Origin of the sequence: Kitasatospora sp. NPDC057500, assembly GCF_042802195.1 — a bacterium.
GTDB lineage: Bacteria > Actinomycetota > Actinomycetes > Streptomycetales > Streptomycetaceae > Kitasatospora.
This window is the reverse complement of record NZ_JBHVER010000032.1, coordinates 18,584-32,740: the sequence shown is the minus strand read 5'-3', so window position 1 is coordinate 32,740 and position 14,157 is coordinate 18,584. Positions and strand designations below refer to the sequence as shown.

Below are 14,157 nucleotides of genomic sequence, written 5' to 3'. Positions count from 1 at the left end.
GACCGTTGGCGCATCCTGGTCCCACGGCCGAGCCGGTCCGGTCCGCGTGCGCCCGGACCGCCGCGGACCGCGGTGTCCGAAGCACCGACCCGCCGACGGCTGCCAGGAGTCGCCATGAACGCTCGGACCAGGGGGACCGGGCCCGCGGCCCGCCTCCGGTTCCTCCGACCGGTCGACCTCCCACTGGTGCCGTGCCTGCTCGTCCTGGCAGGCCTGGTCGGCACCGTGGTCGGCTTCGTCTGGTTCGCCGAGGCCGACATCCGGACCTACGCCTACCGAAAGGCCCCCGTGTGCGGCACGGCGGCGCACCGGCCCGGTGCGGACTGCGTGCGGCACGAGACGGGCACGGTGACGGCCAAGTTCCGCCACCGTGGCGCCGGTCCCGCCGCGGCCGACCCCACGGCCGGTCACGCGGTCACCGTGGCGCGTGTGGCCGCCCCGACCCGGGACTACGAGGTCGCCGAGGCGTTCTACAACAGGGTGAGGATCGGCGCGGACGTCGATCTGACGGTCTTCCGGGGGAGGGTGGCCGCGCTCACCTACGAGGGGCACCGGGTGGACAACCTGGACGTGTCCTTCGTCGTCTCCCTGGGAGTCCCCCTCCTGGTCGCCCTGGGATCGGCGCTCACCACCCACGGCCTGACCTGGTCACGGCTGGAACCGGAGGCCGCCCGCTCCGCCGTCGTCGGCGCGGTCGCCCTCGTCGTCGCGTTCATCTCCTCCCTCGTCCTCATGTCGCTGCCGATGCCGCCCGCCCTCCTCCTGGCCGTCGCCGTCCTCCTTTGGCTGGGGGTGACCGCCGCCTCCACGGCGGTCACCTGGAACCTCTGACACCCGGTGGAGCGGGCCTAGTTGAGCATGCGGGCCGCTTCGACCTGCTGGAGGTGGATGAGGACGTCATGGGTCTGGGTGAGGCGGATCTGCGGGGCGTCGGCGATGCCGGGGTAGGTGGCGCCGATGTTCTTGATCGTGTGCGGTGCGGCGAGCCAGCTGCGGGCCGCGGCCGGGGCGTCGCGCAGGTCGACGACGAAGTCGCGGTAGCGGACCTTGTCGAGGGTGTGCTCGGCGGTGCCGGGGGCCGCCGGGCCGGTGGTGAAGCGCTCCGGGGCGCCGTCGTGGTTGAAGGCGTTGAACGTGCCGTGGTCGAAGGCGAGGCCGATGCTCAGGTAGCCGGCGCCGAGCCGCTCGCGCAGGAATTCGCCCTGGACCTTCGGGTGGCTGGCGGGGGCGTAGGTCTTGAGGGCGACGTGGCCGTTGTGGGCGCCGACCAGGATCCTGTCGCCGGTCCGCTGCCGCCACCAGGCGACGTTCTCCGCCATGACCTGGTCGCGGTAGCGCATGGCGTCGGGGATGCTCTGCGGGTCGTCGAAGTCGAAGGCGTAGAGGGTGGTCATCTGGTGGATCGCGGTGGCGTGCTGGACGGCCCAGGCGTGCGCCTCGGCGTCGGCGCCGGGCCGCTGCTTCAGCAGCTCCACCGCCCGGCCGGTCCGCTCGGCGATCGCCTTGCGTTCGGTGATCGGCTTCGAGAGGTAGTCGTCGACGTACGTCGCGGCGTCGGTGGCGGGCCGCAGGCCCCGGTACAGCTCGCCGAGCTGCGGGGCGAGTTCGGGGCGGGCGGCGGCCGCGTAGGCGCCGACCTTGTCGTACAGCTCGGCCCCGGCGAACCCGTTGTCGTCGCCGACGAAGCGGACCGGGTCGCCGGGGTGGCCGACGTTGTAGGCGCGCATCCACTGGAGCAGGTCGCGGTACTCGGCGTTGTTCCACCACCGGTAGGTGCCCTGGAACTCCTCGTCCATGATCTGCTTCAAGTCGCCCTCGCCGCGCAGGAGGTAGGCGTCGATCCGCAGCCCGCTGCTCCAGGCGGCTTCGAGGGCGAAGGTCCGGAAGCCCTTCTCCTCCACCAGGTAGCGGAAGACGCGGTGCTTGACGGTGAAGAACTCGTGCGAGCTGTGGGTGGCCTCGCCCAGGCCCACCACGGTGGCGTCGCCGACCATCCGGCCGAGCGGACGCAGGTCGGCCAGGCCGCCGTACGGCTCGGTGGTGCGCAGCGGGTGCGCCACCCGGCCGAGGGCGGCGTCGGGGGAGTGGAACGCGGCGGCCTCGGCGGAGGCCGACGCGGACGGCGGGGCGGGCGGGGCGGCGGCGGAGGCGGCCGGGGCGAGGGCCAGGGTGGCGCCGAGCGGGACGAGCAGGGTGGTGAGCAGGAACTTTCGTGTGTTCATGGCCCCAACCCTCGCCGCCCCGGGGTTACTCGGACCATCCGCTGCGCCCCCCGATCGGCCCGGGGGTTTGCCTCACCCGCCGATGGGCGGGGCACCGGGACCACGGTCCCAGTCCGCGGTGGGCCCCGCGAGGCGGTCGGCCGGAGGGCGAACCCGTCAACCGGCCGCCGGGGTGATCTCGTACATCCCGGGGCCGTCCAGGTAGCGCACCGTGTTGAGGTCGCGCTGCAGGACGGCGTCCACCGGGTGGCTGAGCGTCAGGGTGGCCGGGTACTCGCGATCGTAGGTCGTCGCGGTGATCGCGTCGCCGGGCCTCACCAGTACGGTGAGGGAGCGGAAGCTCGCCAGCCGCTCGACCCGGTCCAGCGCGCGGTAGCACCGCAGCCGTCCCGAGGCCGGGGCGACCAGCGCCGCCCAGGCGAACGCGTGCCGCCGCCGGTAGGGCCGGCCGGCCCGGGCGCGGAACCGCTCGGGCCGGACGTAGGCGTCGACGGCCCACTCCAGTTGGCCCTCGCCCAGGACCTCGGCCGTGTAGTAGGGCAGCCCCGATACGCGGGCGCCCGCCTCGACCAGCCGTGGGCCGTCCGGCGTCAGCTTGATCTCCAGGTGTGCCGCGCCGTACCGGATGCCGAGGGCGTCCAGCACCCGGCGGCCGTAGTCGAAGAGCTCGCCGACCGGCTGGTCGTCGGAGCGCAGCAGCACCTGCGCGGTCATCAGGTCCCGCACCCCGTTGGCCTCGATCCGCTCGGTGCGCCAGGCGTCGGTCAGCTGGTGCACACCCGCGCAACTGACCGTGTTCACGATGTACTCGGCGCCCACCAGGTACTCCTGGGCGACGACCTCGGTGACCGGCTCGCCCAGCACCGCACGACGGCCGAGCAGCCTGCGCAGCGCGGCGGCCGAGTCCTGCGGCCGGTCGCAGAACGACACGCCGTCACCCCAGTAGCCGCGCAGGGGCTTGACGACCACGGTCCCGCCCACTTCCTCGTGCCAGGCGAGCAGTTCGGCCTCGTCACCGGTGCGCAGCTGCCGCATGCCGGGGACGCCCCGCGCCTTGACCGTCTCGATCTGCGCGTACTTGTCGCGCCGCGCGCTGCTCAGGGCCGTGCCGTTGGACGCCAGCCCCAGCCGCTCGGAGAGGGCGTCGGCGAGCTCCACCCCGGTCTCGCGACCGGCCAGGACCGCGACCGGTCCCAGTGCGGCGAGCCGGGCGGCCAGGACGTCCAACTCGCCGTCGTGGACCAGTACGTGACCGAAGGCCCGGTCGTCCACCGGGTCGACGCCGACCGGTGGGAGGGGCGTGCTCCGGACCTGGACCACCTCGCCGCCCAGCGCGCCGAACGCGCCGGTGAACCCGAACGACGAGCCGAACGCGTCGACGACCGCGACACGGAATGCTGACATCGTTTGCCTGCCTACTGGTTGGCCGGAGCGGAGCCGGGGTGGGCGAGGTCGGCGCGGAGCGCCAGGAGGCGGTACACCGCGTTGGTGAGCACGTGCCGGACGCTGAACCCCGACGTGCCGGGGTCCCGTCCGTCCAGGACGCCGTGCTCGCCGCCCTGCTCGCGGATGCCGCGACGGGTCAGCCCGGTCCGGTCCCGGAAGGCCTCGGGGAGCGCGTGCCGGGTGACGCCCAGGTGTGCCATCCGGAAGTCCACGAACCTGTCGATCACCCTGACCAGCCGGTCGCGGTCCGCGCGGTCGAGCACCAGCCGCCCGTCCCGCAGCCGCTGGTGCACGTTCGCCCCGCGGACGGAGTCGCCGCGCCACCGCGCGATGACGGGCCGGGACCACGAGGGGAAGTAGGACATCGACTGGTCCAGGAAGATGCCGTACTCCTCCGACGGCGGCAGCAGGGCCAGTTCGAGGAGGTGGACACTGGGCATGAACGCACCGCTCGCGCCGCGCGGGCCGCCGGGATGCCCCATGTGGTAGGGGCGGAACCGGTTGAACGCCTGCTGTGACAGCCTGCGGTACCTGGCCATGTACCGCGTGAACTCCACAAGGGACTCGGCGACGTCGTCGAGGACCGCGGCCGGTCGGGCGGCAGCCGCCGGCAGCAGCAGCGAACGCAGGCCGTAGGCGGCCGATCTGGCCCAGGGCTCGGACAGGTGGTGGCCGAGGTAGAAGTCCCGTTCGAGGGCGGCGTCCCGGCCCGCGGAGAACACCCGGACGTCCCCGCTGCGCCGGTACTCCTCGCAGTTGACGTCGATCAGGAGCTCGTAGCTCAGATGGGGGTCCAGGGCGGGGAACCTGCCGCACTGGGCGGACACCAGCCCGGTCAGGGCGAGGGGCGCGGCCTGCGGCCCCGCGGGCGCATAGCCGTTGAGCAGGAAGAGCAGGTCGAGCTGGAGGAGGCGCGCGGTCCCCTCGTCGTCCTCGGAGAGGCACCGCGGAGTGATGTCGCGGAGCATCTGTTCCTGAAAGTCTGCTAATTGATGATGTGTCAGGTTTCCGTTCGAGAGGTCGTCGAGGGCGGTGGGAAGGCTGTGCAGGACGTAGTCGCGCAGCGGTGAACCCGAGCGGCGCGGGATGGGAACGGTGGGCTGACGGCGGTGCGCGACACCGTCGAAGAGTCGGCTGCTGTCCACGTCCGCTCCGTTCGGCCGGTCCTCGTCCGCCGCCTGGCCGGTCAGGCCGCTGTTGGCGTGTCCGGCGTTGTCCACCACGGCCTCCGGTCGACCGAAGTCCTGGGCCGCGCCGGTGATTGACCACGTGTGAGTCATGTCAAGCCCTCGTGTGCTTGTGCTCTGTCGTGAGACCCGTCGATCATCACTGTCGGGTGCGGTGCATCCCTCTCGCATCAGTCATATGACGCTGAGTCCGTGACGGCGGCCGGGCCGGGAGCGGTGGCGGGGCGACGTACTCGGTGTGCGCGGTGGGGAAGGCCGGCCGCGACCCGTGCCGTTCGCGCACGACCGCGATCGCGTCCAGCGCCGTCCTGGTCGACGCGTCCCCGGCCTCCGGCCCGTGGGTGGAGCAGGCGTGCGGGAGACAGGGGGCCGGCATCCCGACGGCCGCGAGCTTCTCCGTGGCCGGCGAACCGACGAGGCCGCCGGTGATCCACTCGTCCGGCCCCGGTGTCGCCGCGTGCGCCGCGACGGCCCGGCAGACGTCCTCGGGGGAGCAGCGCGGCGGGGTCGGGAGGTCCCAGGCCACCGACGCCCCGCCCGGCGCGAGCAACGGAGTTCTCGCTCAGGAGGACGGCGTGACCGCGGCGCCCGGGCTGTACGTCCTCGGCCGCCCCGTCGGGCGAGCCCCGGTTCGCGACGTCTTCGCAGGTCGGGGAATCTCCCTCGTCGGGCTCGCCGGACTCCTCCTCGCCGGTCCGGTGCACTCGGGCACGGTCGCGGCGATCGCCGCGGTGAGTGCCGCACTGCTCGTACTGGGCTGGGGGATCGGCATGGCGTGGCCCCATCTGCTCACCAGGGTCCTGCAGTTGACGCCGGACGAGGACCAGGACCTCGCGGGCTCCTCGGTCACGACGGTCCAGCTCACCGCGACCGCGTTCGGATCGGCGCTCGCGGGGGCGGTCGCCAATGTCGTCGGGTTCTCCGACGGCGCGGGCACCGGGGACCTGCAGAGCACCGCACGCCGGATGTTCGCCCTGTATGCCCGCCGCTGACGCACCGGGCAGGCCCGCTTCGTTGCGCCCGCCGTCACGGTGCCGTCGGCTGCGGGCTCATCGGGCGCTCGTACAGCTTCTCCAGCGTCCGCTTGAGCAGTTCGGCGGCCTTCTTCCGCGACGCCTCCTCCGCCTTGTCGAGCGCGCCCGGGTAGTCTGCGGACATCCCCGAGCCCGCGCCGTAGTCGACACTGACCGTCAGGCGCAGGTTCCCGTCGCAAACACCCGAATCGAAGCTCAGTTGGTTGACCGGCCCGGGGATGGTGTCGGTGAGCGGGTGCCGGACCGACAACTGGTAGCCCTCCTGGCCGAGCCCCCCGCCGTCGGTCGTCTCGAACTTCCGCGTCTCGGTCGGCTTGGGACCGCCGAGCGGGGACCTGGCGCTGCTCGCCTCGACCGCCAGCCAGTGACAGCCACGGGCCGCCTTGAAGACCATCGCGCTGATGCCCACCCGCCAGTCCTCCGTGCCGGGACCGCCGGTGTAGCTGCAGCTGAACGCGTTGGACGGGTCGCTCGTGATCCCGTCGCTCGTCACCGGTGTGGTGCTCCTCAGCTCCCCCGGCAGGCCGGGGTCGCCCACCACCGCGCAGAGGTTGTCGACCGTGCGGTACCAGCCGACCTGTCTCGTCTTGCCGTCGCCGCCCCCGCAGGCGGTGAGGAGCACGAGGCCGGTGGCCACAACGGCAGCGGCGCCTGTTCGGGAGGTTCGAGTTCGACTCGTCACGGCGTCAGGCTAGAGCCCGTGTCCCGCCGGTGTCCGGGAGATGCAGAACCCCGATCTGCGACGGACCGGGGTTCTGCCGTGACCGATTCCTCGGCAGCTCCCCGCCCTCCCACGACGGCTCGCGGTCGGGCCGACTCCGGCCTCCCGCAGCTGCCCGCCGAGGTGCCCTGCCGGTCCCCCGCCCGGCCGTCGCGGGGGATCGGCGCGCGGCCGGGCCGCCCTGTCGGACCCGGCCGGTAGGTTCCTGGCCATGACCTCAGTGAACACCGTGGCCGCCAACATCCGGACCGGCCGTCGGGCCGCCGTCCCCGGGACCTCCGCCGAGAGCGCCTCGCGCGGCACCGCCGCCGTCGTCGAGGTGATCCCCCTGTGGGCCGCGCCCTCCGCGCCCGTGCTGCCGGTGACGCGCAGGCGGTGAGCCGGGTGCGTCAGCCGGGCCGGGCGCCGGGGCGGGCGCCGGGTCGGGCGGCAGTGGCAGCCCCGGGGCCTCGGGCGGCCGAGTCGAGCAGGTCGCTACCGAGCGGCGTGATGGTGTGCAGCACGGTGGAGCGCTGGCGGTGGCTGGTGAGCAGCCCCGCGCGGCGCAGTACGGCGGCGTGTTCGGACGCGGTGGCGAGCGAGACCCCGAGGGTGCGGGCGAGTGAGCCGGTGGTGGCGCCCGGGCCGGCGGCGACCTCCCGCAGCACCGCGGCCCGGGTGCGGCCCAGGACGGCGGCGAGGCCGCCGTCGTCCTGGCGCGGGGGCATGAACGGGTCGGTCCTGAGCGGGTCGTACGGCAGCGGGTAGGCGACGGTCGGCCGGTCGACCGGGTTGATCAGCGCGCGCGGGGCGGGCCCGCAGAAGAACAGTGGGACCAGTGCCAGGCCGCGTCCCTCCAGATGGGCGTCCCGCTCACCGGCGGAGGGCAGTTCGAGGACGGGCGGACGCCAGCGGACGCCCGGGTGCAGCTCCGCCAGCAGGGCGTCGACGCCCCGGGTGGCCATGGTGCGGGTCCGGGCCGCCCAGTCGGCCTCCAGGAGGGCCCGGATACCGCGTTCGTACGGGGCGACGGCGTGTGCGTGGTACGCGGTGAGCGCCCGGACGACGGCGTCGAGCGCGTCCCGGTCGCCGTCGGCCAGCCGCCGGGTCCAGGCGGGCGGGCGGGTGCCGGGGCGGCGGTGGCGGTGGTCGAGTCCGGCGAGGTCGGTGGCGATCCGGCGGGCCGGGGTCGCGGCGATCGCCTCGACGCCCTCCGGACCGGTCCGGTCGCGGAGCGGGGTGAGGAGGTCGGGCACCCAGTCGGCGGGCGGCACGAGCGCGCGGAGCAGGTGGAGTTCGGGGCCGCGCCGGCGGAGCACCCGCCGGCGCCAGTGGTCGAAGCGCAGCGGCTGGTCGGTGCGCCGGAGCAGTTGCAGGCTCAGCACGGTCTCGCCCAGCATCGGCCCGCCCGGCGGGATCAGGACCACCCGGGCCAGGTCCTCGGCGGTGAAGTGGATCCGCAGCACCATCCGACTCGTTCCCCTCCTCCGCCACATCTTGTTGCTCCGTCAACTGACGTGAACACCACATGGTTGAGGATTGTCGAATCGGATCAGTGGCGCTACCAGTGGGTTTCGGTTCTGGCCGAAACCTGGTGCGGGACGGGCAGGAGCTGACCAATAGTCGATTCGTCGCCCGAGTCACGGGCACTGACGACGAGGAGTCATTACCGATGGGCATCTTCGCAAAGGCCGGCCGGACGGCCGCCGCAGCCCTGATGGGCGCCGCGCTCTCCGCCGGTGTCGTCGGTCTCGGGGCCGGCAGTGCAGCCGCCGCGCCCCTCGACTTCACCACCCCGATCACCACCCCGACCTGGGCGACGGGCCCGAGCTACGGCACGAACATCGGCGGGAGCCCGGTCGGCGTGCTCTACGCCAACGCGAGCACCTACTCGTACTGCCAGGCCAAGGGCGAATCGTACCACGACCTCGGCTACTCGAACAACTGGTGGGTGAACACCGACGACGACTCCGGCAACGCCCGTGTCTGGGTGAGCGCGGTGTACTTCTCCGGCGGCCCGAACTGGGGCCCGATCCCCGGCCTGCCCTACTGCTGGCCGGGCGGCACGAACCCGGCCGGCTGACACCCGACGGGCCGTTGCCACGACGAGCCCCGTGAGGGCCCCCGGGCCGGCCGGCCGCCACTCGCGAGCGGTCGGCCGGCCCTGTTGCCGCGCCGTGGGAGGGGAAGGGCGTGCCCCGGTCACGGCTCAGAGGCTGATGCCCGTGGCGTAGACGGTGGTGCCGCAGTTGGGGGTCGTGAGGAACCCGTAGCCGGTGATCGCGGCCGGGTGGCCGCAGATCCAGCCGGTGGTGGCGGAGACGGGGCCGAAGATCTTGCGCAGGGCGATGCCGCGGGCGGTGGTGGCGGTGTAGTCGGCGGTGCGGAAGGCGTGCCACAGCACGCGACCGTGGACGGTGCCGGCGAAGGCGGGGTTGATGCTGTTCGTCGTGCTGTCGACGGGCGCGATTCCGTTGACGGCGCGGAGGGTGAGCGGGCCGGGCGAGTCCATCGCGGTGCCGTGGCCGCGGTACACCTGGTCGACGTAGGCGCCGACCGAGTACGGGAACACCACGTCGTCGTCGTTGAGCAGCGGGTCGGTGCCGCGGTCGTTGCGCGGACCGGAGGTCACGCAGGCGCCCGGGGTCACCGGCGTGCCGCCGCCGATGGCCTTCAGGAACGCGGCGCGGGTGTCCGAGTTCGCCTGCGGGAGCACCGGCCTGATGGTGGCGTTGATCCACGACGGGTCGAGCTGGTTCCAGGTGGTGGCGGTGCACTGGTAGATGCTATTGAGCTGGCTGGGGGTCAGGTTGGCCGGCGCGTGGCCGCCGGCCTTGGCCGCCCAGGTGACCGCGTCGCGCGCGAACGGTACGAAGATGTACGGCTGGGGGTTGGGGCCGGCCGCCGGCTGGCGTGCGGAGCGGACGTAGTCCACGGTCGAACCGGTGAGGAGCGCCAGCGCGTTGAACCCGGCCAGGCTGCCGTCGGGACGCGTGATGACCGCCGCTCCGGCCTTGGTCGTGATCGGGCTGGTCCCGATCGCGTCCCAGCTGTAGAGCCGCGGCTGCCCGGGCAGGACGGTGGCGTCGTAGTCGTCGGACGTCTGGTTCATGAACCCCTGCGTGGTGTCCGCCCCGACCCCCACCAGGTCGGTGGCGGCCGGCACCACCCCGGTCGGCGGATCGGCCATCGCCGCCGGCGCCGGTACCGCCACCGCACACAGCGCAACCGCGAGACCCGTCATCACACGGGCAGCCGTCGAACGCATCGAAGATCCCTCCCGGGCATCACCCACCCGGCCCCACCGGCCGGAGGTGCGCCCATCCTCACCACCCGGCCACGCCGCGACAACGGCGAGCGTTCTGCAACTCACCATGTTTACGGGGTTGTTGGATGCTCCGGCCAGCCGGTATCCGGCCCGGGCGGCGCCCCGCCCCCCAAGAGTTCTTCCCCCGGCCACCCGGCCACCCGGCCACCCGGCCACCACGCCGCGGGGGCCGCTCTCCACCGCCTCCACCCGGAACGGCCGACGCCGGGGAGCCCGCTTCGGGTTCCCCGGCGCCGTTCGCGTGGTGCCGTTCGCGTGGCGCCGTTCGCGTGGTGCCGTGCGCGGCCTACCGGCGGCCGCGGACGAGCAGGTGGAGGAAGTACGGCGTGCCGATCACCGCGGTCATCAGGCCGGCGCCCAGCTGGGCCGGCGCGATCACGGTTCGGCCCAGCAGGTCCGCGGCGCAGACCAGCACGGCGCCCAGCAGCACCGCGACCGGAACCACCCGTGCGTGCGGCCGGCCGACCAGTGCGCGGGCCGCGTGCGGAGCCACCAGGCCCACGAAGCCGATCGTCCCCGCGGCTGCCACGGCGGTCGCACTGAGCAGGACGCTCAGCACGAGGAAGCCCAGGCGCCCCCGGGACAGGTCGAGTCCCAGGAGCTTCGGGGTGTCCTCGTCGAGCGAGACGAGGTCGAGCTCGGTGCGCCGTACCACCGCGACGAACACGCCGACGGTGAGGACGATCGCGAGCGGCACGACATCCGGCAGGGTCCGCCCGTAGGTGGAACCCGACAGCCAGGTGAGGGCCTTCGTCGCGTTGAACGGGTCGGTGAGGACGATGAGCAGGCTGATCAGTGCGGAGGTCCCGGTGGCGACGCCGAACCCGACGAGGACGAGCCGGTTCTGCTGGTACCCGCCGCGCGCGGCGAGCCCGAAGACGAGCAGGGAACTGGCCGCGGCGCCCGCGAAGGCGGCACCGGCGACGCTCCACGAGCCGGCCTGCGGAACCGTCGTCACCAGCAGCACGGCGCCGAGCGCGGCCCCGCCGGAGACACCCAGGACACCGGGCTCCGCGAGCGGATTGCGGGTCACGGCCTGGACCGTCGTTCCGGCCAGGGCGAGCGCCGCCCCCGCCAGGAGTGCCGCGAGGACCCGGGGCGTGCGGGTGTCCAGGACGAAGCCGACGGCCCGGCCGGCCCTGCCCTGGGCCCAGTTCGCCACGTCGCCCAGCAGCAGCTTGCTGTCGCCCAGCAGCACGGCGGCGACGGTCACGCAGACGAGCACGGCCACCAGTACGGCCGTGGTGGCGAGGAAGACGGTGCGGCTCCTGATGCGCAGTCGTTCGGCAGCGGCGGCTCCCGCGGTGTCCCGGACGCGGGTGGCCATGACGATCAGGAAGACGGCGCCGACGAGGCTGGTGGCGACGCCCGTCGGCACGGCGACCGCGACGTCCGCCGGCACGCAGGTGCGCAGCAGCACGTCCGATCCCAGGACCAGCGCGGCACCGGCCAGGCCCGCGAGCGGAAGGGCCGCCCGTGCCCGGGTGAACGCGCGGAGCCGGCGGGCGAGGAAGCGGACCAGGACGGGGGCGCACAGGCCGACGAAGCCGATCGGCCCGGCGAGCGTGACGGCCGCCGCGGAGAGCAGCGCTGCGAGCACGACCACCGTGATCCGGGTGGTCCGGACGGGGACGCCGAGGCCGCGGGCGGCGTCGTCGCCGAGGGCCAGGGCGTCGACCCGGCGGGCGACGAGGAGCAGCCCGGCGAGGGAGAGGACGGCGACCGGGGCCAGCTGCAGCACACCGTTGAAGCCGCTCTGGGCGATGCTGCCCTGGTTCCACTGGTAGAGGCCCGCCGTCTGCTGGGGGAACAGCAGGAGCAGCCCCTCGGTGACGGCGGTGAGGCCGAGCGTCAGGGCGCTGCCGGCGAGGACGAGTCGGACGGTGCCGGCGCCCAGGCCGGACAGGCCGAGGACGACGGCCGCCGCCGCGAGGCCGCCGCCGAACGCCACGCCGGAGGAGGCGAACAGCGGCAGCGAGACACCGGTGACGGCGACCGTGCTGAGGGCGAGGTAGGAGCCGGCGTTGACCGCAAGGGTGTCGGGTGAGGCGATCACGTTGCGGCTGACGGCTTGCAGGGCGGCGCCCGCCGTGCCGAGCACGGCCCCGACGAGCAGCCCCGCCGTCATCCTCGGCAGTCGCGAGGCGACGACGACGGAGGCGTCGGCGGGGTCGGCCCGGCCGGTGAGCGCCTTCCAGACCTCGGGCGCGCCGACCGCGGCGGTGCCCTGGGTGAGGTCGACGAGGGCGAGGGCCGTGACGAGGAGGACCACGGTGACCGTCACCGCGGCCGTTCCCGTCCGGGACGTGGCCGCCGACGGGCGGGTGGCGGGAGTGGTTGCGGTGACGGCCATCGGGTTACTTCTTCAGCGCCTTCACGACGGAGTCGACGTACTTGTTCATCGACTCGGGGCCGCCGAACATCCAGATGCCGTCGGGCAGCCGGTGCACGTTGCCCTTCGCCACGAACGGAAGGGAGGTCCAGACGGAGTCCTTGGCCAGGAACCCGGTGAACGGCGTGCTGTCCTTGTCCTCCTCGTTGCCGATGTAGGCGAAGTGCACGTCGCCGAGCTTGGTGAGGCCCTCGACGTCGGTGGTGCCGAGGCCGTAGAGCTCGTCGCCCTTGACGCCCCAGGCGTCCTTCAGACCGAGCTTCTCGTTGACCGCGCCGATCAGCGAACCGCCGGTGTACGGCCTGACCGAGACCTGGTTGGCGACGACGTAGCCGTCGGCGAAGGCGAACTGCGCGCCGCCGAGACCGGCGTCGGCGAGGGCCTTCCTGCCCTCGTCGAGCTTCGCCTGGAAGCCCTTCTTGAGCTTCTCGGCCTCCTGGGTGGTGCCGGTGGCCCGGGCGATGAGGTCGAGGTTCAGGGTCATTCGGCCGATCGGGTCCGCGGCGTCGGCGGCCTTCAGCTCCAGGACCGGGGCGACCTTGCGCAGTTGCGTCACGGCAGCCGGCGGCAGGTCGTTGGTGGCGACGATGAGGTCCGGCGCCAGGGACGCGATGGCGTCCATGCTCGGCTCGCCGCGCGTTCCGATGTCCTTGGGCTCGTTCTTGAGCGGTACGGCGGTGTCCCAGCTCCGGTAGCCCTTGACGTCGGCGACGCCGACGGGGGCGACGCCGAGCGAGACGAGGCTCTCGACGACGTTCCACTCGGTGCCGACGACCTTCTTCGCCGGTCCGTCGAGCTCGACCTCGGTTCCGGTCGAGTCGGTGAGGGTGATGCGTTCGGCACTGTTCCTGGTGTCGCCGGCGGTCGGCTCGGTGGTCCCGCACGCGGTCAGGGCAAGAGCTGCGGCGGCGATGGCGGCCGTGGTCACGGCGAGGTGCTTCATGGGGTGGTGCTGAGCCTTTCGATCCGGGTGTGGTGCCGGCCGATCGCGCGGGTGCGCAGCCGGCCGGTGAGGGGGTCGGTGTCGACCTCGATGCGGATGCCGTACGCGTCGGTCAGGCGCCGCGCTGTCAGGACGTCCTCGGGGCTGCCGTCGGCGACGACCCGCCCCGCGTGGAGCAGCACGATCCGGTCGGCGACGGCCGCGGCCTGGTCGAGGTCGTGCAGGACGGCGCCGACGGCGATCCCGTGGTCGTCCGCCAGGTCCCGGAGGAGGTCCAGGAGTTCGATCTGGTACCGCAGGTCGAGGTAGGTCGTGGGCTCGTCGAGGAGCAGCACACCGGTCTCCTGGGCGAGGCAGCCGGCCAGCCAGACGCGCTGGAGCTGCCCTCCGGACAGGTGCTCGGCGCCGCGCTCGGCGAGGTCCGCGACGCCGGTCAGTCCGAGCGCGCGGTCCACGGCGGCCCGGCCGTCCGGGTCCGTCCTGCCCCAGCGGCCCCGGTGCGGGTAGCGGCCGAAGTCGACGACGTCCCGGACGGTCAGCCCGCTCGGGGTCGGGCGACCCTGGGTCAGCAGGGCCACCCGGCGCGAGAACTCGCGGGGGGACAGGGCGAGGCCATCGGTGTCCTGGTCGATGACGATCGCGGCGGTCCGCGGCCGCTGAAGCCGCGCGAGCGTCCGCAGCAGCGTCGACTTGCCGCTGCCGTTCGGACCCACGAGCACGGTCACTTCGCCGGCCCGCAGCGTCAACGACGCGTCGTGCACGACGTCGACTCCGTCGTACGCCACGGTGACACCCGTGGCCGACAGGTCATGGCCGCGGGGACGATCGGCCGCGGGGATCTCTTCACCGGCATTCACGCCGATGAGGTTAGCCTAACCTTACCTAGAATCGAAAAGCGCCGGACT

At 73.4% G+C, this 14,157-nt stretch carries 14 protein-coding genes; 4 read left to right on the top strand and 10 right to left on the bottom strand.

The genetic code is table 11. The annotated features are described in order from the left end of the window. The first annotated feature begins 114 nt into the window (after nucleotides 1-114). Complete coding sequence (locus ACFU74_RS10100) at nucleotides 115-831, top strand: hypothetical protein (protein ID WP_380754597.1); 717 nt, start codon at nucleotides 115-117, stop codon at nucleotides 829-831. A 17-nt stretch (nucleotides 832-848) separates the two neighbouring features. Here the strand turns inward: ACFU74_RS10100 and ACFU74_RS10095 are convergent, their stop codons facing one another. From ACFU74_RS10095 to ACFU74_RS10080, 4 genes are all read right to left on the bottom strand, one after another. Further along, the gene (locus ACFU74_RS10095; RefSeq protein ID WP_380754594.1) at nucleotides 849-2,222 is read right to left on the bottom strand and encodes an erythromycin esterase family protein; all 1,374 of its coding nucleotides are present in this window, start codon (nucleotides 2,220-2,222) and stop codon (nucleotides 849-851) included. A gap of 156 nt (nucleotides 2,223-2,378) precedes the next feature. Next, nucleotides 2,379-3,626 (bottom strand): ATP-grasp domain-containing protein, encoded by a 1,248-nt coding sequence (locus tag ACFU74_RS10090; RefSeq protein WP_380754591.1) that lies wholly within the window; start codon nucleotides 3,624-3,626, stop codon nucleotides 2,379-2,381. Between the two features lie 11 nt (nucleotides 3,627-3,637). Beyond that, the gene (locus ACFU74_RS10085; protein WP_380754588.1) at nucleotides 3,638-4,948 is read right to left on the bottom strand and encodes a hypothetical protein; all 1,311 of its coding nucleotides are present in this window, start codon (nucleotides 4,946-4,948) and stop codon (nucleotides 3,638-3,640) included. A 46-nt stretch (nucleotides 4,949-4,994) separates the two neighbouring features. Next, nucleotides 4,995-5,381 (bottom strand): hypothetical protein, encoded by a 387-nt coding sequence (locus ACFU74_RS10080; protein WP_380754585.1) that lies wholly within the window; start codon nucleotides 5,379-5,381, stop codon nucleotides 4,995-4,997. A 49-nt stretch (nucleotides 5,382-5,430) separates the two neighbouring features. On the opposite strand from ACFU74_RS10080, the gene ACFU74_RS10075 reads away from it, so the two are divergent. Then, nucleotides 5,431-5,847, top strand: a complete 417-nt coding sequence (locus tag ACFU74_RS10075; RefSeq protein WP_380754582.1) for a hypothetical protein — start codon at nucleotides 5,431-5,433, stop codon at nucleotides 5,845-5,847. 34 nt (nucleotides 5,848-5,881) lie between these two features. On the opposite strand, the gene ACFU74_RS10070 is transcribed toward ACFU74_RS10075, so the two are convergent. Continuing rightward, nucleotides 5,882-6,526 carry a hypothetical protein gene (locus tag ACFU74_RS10070; protein ID WP_380754579.1) on the bottom strand — a complete coding sequence of 215 codons (645 nt, stop codon included), beginning with the start codon at nucleotides 6,524-6,526 and terminating at the stop codon, nucleotides 5,882-5,884. 295 nt (nucleotides 6,527-6,821) lie between these two features. Between ACFU74_RS10070 and ACFU74_RS10065 the strand changes: the two genes are divergently transcribed. Further along, nucleotides 6,822-6,989: a hypothetical protein gene (locus tag ACFU74_RS10065; RefSeq protein ID WP_380754576.1), complete on the top strand. Its 168-nt coding sequence runs from the start codon at nucleotides 6,822-6,824 to the stop codon at nucleotides 6,987-6,989. A gap of 10 nt (nucleotides 6,990-6,999) precedes the next feature. On the opposite strand, the gene ACFU74_RS10060 is transcribed toward ACFU74_RS10065, so the two are convergent. Beyond that, nucleotides 7,000-8,058 carry an ArsR/SmtB family transcription factor gene (locus ACFU74_RS10060; RefSeq protein WP_380754573.1) on the bottom strand — a complete coding sequence of 353 codons (1,059 nt, stop codon included), beginning with the start codon at nucleotides 8,056-8,058 and terminating at the stop codon, nucleotides 7,000-7,002. A gap of 203 nt (nucleotides 8,059-8,261) precedes the next feature. On the opposite strand from ACFU74_RS10060, the gene ACFU74_RS10055 reads away from it, so the two are divergent. Then, a complete protein-coding gene (locus ACFU74_RS10055; RefSeq protein WP_380754570.1) occupies nucleotides 8,262-8,672 on the top strand; it encodes a hypothetical protein in 411 nt (136 codons plus the stop codon). A gap of 126 nt (nucleotides 8,673-8,798) precedes the next feature. Here ACFU74_RS10055 and ACFU74_RS10050 read toward each other — a convergent pair whose 3' ends face one another. The 4 genes from ACFU74_RS10050 to ACFU74_RS10035 form a co-directional block, all read right to left on the bottom strand. Further along, the gene (locus tag ACFU74_RS10050) at nucleotides 8,799-9,803 is read right to left on the bottom strand and encodes a substrate-binding domain-containing protein (RefSeq protein WP_380754568.1); all 1,005 of its coding nucleotides are present in this window, start codon (nucleotides 9,801-9,803) and stop codon (nucleotides 8,799-8,801) included. Nucleotides 9,804-10,203: 400 nt separating this feature from the next. Further along, the gene (locus tag ACFU74_RS10045; protein ID WP_380754566.1) at nucleotides 10,204-12,270 is read right to left on the bottom strand and encodes an iron ABC transporter permease; all 2,067 of its coding nucleotides are present in this window, start codon (nucleotides 12,268-12,270) and stop codon (nucleotides 10,204-10,206) included. A 4-nt stretch (nucleotides 12,271-12,274) separates the two neighbouring features. Beyond that, nucleotides 12,275-13,252 carry an ABC transporter substrate-binding protein gene (locus ACFU74_RS10040; protein ID WP_380754563.1) on the bottom strand — a complete coding sequence of 326 codons (978 nt, stop codon included), beginning with the start codon at nucleotides 13,250-13,252 and terminating at the stop codon, nucleotides 12,275-12,277. Continuing rightward, on the bottom strand, nucleotides 13,249-14,109 hold the full coding sequence (locus ACFU74_RS10035; protein ID WP_380754561.1) for an ABC transporter ATP-binding protein: 861 nt from the start codon (nucleotides 14,107-14,109) through the stop codon (nucleotides 13,249-13,251). The genes ACFU74_RS10040 and ACFU74_RS10035 overlap by 4 nt, the downstream gene beginning before the upstream one ends. Nucleotides 14,110-14,157 lie beyond the last annotated feature (48 nt).

Bases quoted from the DNA above. Each gene is read 5' to 3' on its own strand.
- ACFU74_RS10100 (WP_380754597.1), top strand. From the start codon at position 115: ATGAACGCTCGGACCAGGGGGACCGGGCCCGCGGCCCGCCTCCGGTTC.
- ACFU74_RS10095 (WP_380754594.1), bottom strand. From the start codon at position 2,222: ATGAACACACGAAAGTTCCTGCTCACCACCCTGCTCGTCCCGCTCGGC.
- ACFU74_RS10090 (WP_380754591.1), bottom strand. From the start codon at position 3,626: ATGTCAGCATTCCGTGTCGCGGTCGTCGACGCGTTCGGCTCGTCGTTC.
- ACFU74_RS10085 (WP_380754588.1), bottom strand. From the start codon at position 4,948: ATGACTCACACGTGGTCAATCACCGGCGCGGCCCAGGACTTCGGTCGA.
- ACFU74_RS10065 (WP_380754576.1), top strand. From the start codon at position 6,822: ATGACCTCAGTGAACACCGTGGCCGCCAACATCCGGACCGGCCGTCGG.
- ACFU74_RS10060 (WP_380754573.1), bottom strand. From the start codon at position 8,058: ATGGTGCTGCGGATCCACTTCACCGCCGAGGACCTGGCCCGGGTGGTC.
- ACFU74_RS10055 (WP_380754570.1), top strand. From the start codon at position 8,262: ATGGGCATCTTCGCAAAGGCCGGCCGGACGGCCGCCGCAGCCCTGATG.
- ACFU74_RS10045 (WP_380754566.1), bottom strand. From the start codon at position 12,270: ATGGCCGTCACCGCAACCACTCCCGCCACCCGCCCGTCGGCGGCCACG.
- ACFU74_RS10040 (WP_380754563.1), bottom strand. From the start codon at position 13,252: ATGAAGCACCTCGCCGTGACCACGGCCGCCATCGCCGCCGCAGCTCTT.